This is a genomic window from Acinetobacter sp. 251-1 (genome assembly GCF_030329305.1).
Taxonomy (GTDB): Bacteria; Pseudomonadota; Gammaproteobacteria; order Pseudomonadales; family Moraxellaceae; genus Acinetobacter; species Acinetobacter piscicola_A.
In genome coordinates this window covers 1-1,193 of sequence record NZ_JACANS010000055.1, presented here as the reverse complement: position 1 = coordinate 1,193, position 1,193 = coordinate 1, and the positions used below count along the sequence as shown (strand labels likewise).

The window sequence follows — 1,193 nt, the reverse complement described above, 5'->3', positions numbered from 1 at the left end:
ATTATGCAGTAACTTTAGAAACTACACCAGCACCCACTGTACGACCACCTTCACGGATCGCAAAACGTAGACCTGGGTCCATTGCGATTGGGTGGATCAATTCTACTGACATTTCTACGTTGTCACCAGGCATAACCATTTCAACGCCTTCTTTCAAAGAGATTGCGCCAGTTACGTCAGTTGTACGGAAGTAGAACTGTGGACGGTAACCGTTAAGGAATGGAGTGTGGCGACCACCTTCGTCTTTAGAAAGTACGTATACTTCTGCGTCGAATTTAGTGTGTGGTTTGATTGAACCTGGTTTAGCCAATACTTGACCACGTTGTACGTCTTCACGTTTAGTACCACGTAGAAGAATACCACAGTTCTCACCTGCACGACCTTCGTCAAGCAATTTACGGAACATTTCTACGCCAGTTACAGTTGTTTTAACTGTATCTTTAATACCAACGATTTCAACTTCTTCGCCGACTTTAACGATACCAGACTCAACACGACCTGTTACTACTGTACCACGACCAGAAATTGAGAATACGTCTTCGATTGGCATTAAGAATGCTTTATCGATTGCACGTTCTGGTTCTGGAATGTAAGTGTCAAGCGCTTCAACAAGTGCAAGTACAGCTGGAACACCGTATTGACCATCTTCACCGTTAAGTGCAGCTAAAGCTGAACCACGGATTACTGGAGTGTCATCACCTGGGAAGTCGTAAGTAGAAAGAAGTTCACGAACTTCCATTTCAACTAATTCGATTAACTCTTCATCATCAACGATGTCACATTTGTTTAAGAAAACAAGAATGTAAGGTACACCTACTTGACGAGAAAGAAGGATGTGTTCACGAGTTTGTGGCATAGGACCATCAGTCGCTGAACATACAAGGATCGCGCCGTCCATTTGAGCAGCACCTGTGATCATGTTTTTAACATAATCGGCGTGTCCTGGGCAGTCTACGTGCGCGTAGTGACGGATTGGAGAATCGTATTCTACGTGAGAAGTATTAATTGTAATACCACGTGCTTTTTCTTCTGGTGCAGAGTCAATTGCAGCGTAGTCTTTCGCTTCGCCACCAAAAGTTTTTGCACATACAGTTGCAATTGCAGCTGTTAAAGTTGTTTTACCATGGTCAACGTGACCGATTGTGCCCACGTTTACGTGTGGCTTATTACGTTCAAACTTAGCCTTAGCCATG

The 1,193-nt window shown here is 43.8% G+C and carries 1 protein-coding gene; it reads right to left on the bottom strand.

The annotated features are described in order from the left end of the window. Nucleotide 1 precedes the first annotated feature (1 nt). Nucleotides 2-1,192: an elongation factor Tu gene (gene tuf / locus HX129_RS17675; protein ID WP_174493252.1), complete on the bottom strand. Its 1,191-nt coding sequence runs from the start codon at nt 1,190-1,192 to the stop codon at nt 2-4. Nucleotide 1,193 lies beyond the last annotated feature (1 nt).

Excerpts from the sequence above, each read along its gene's own strand:
- tuf (WP_174493252.1), bottom strand. The coding sequence starts at position 1,192 with ATGGCTAAGGCTAAGTTTGAACGTAATAAGCCACACGTAAACGTGGGC.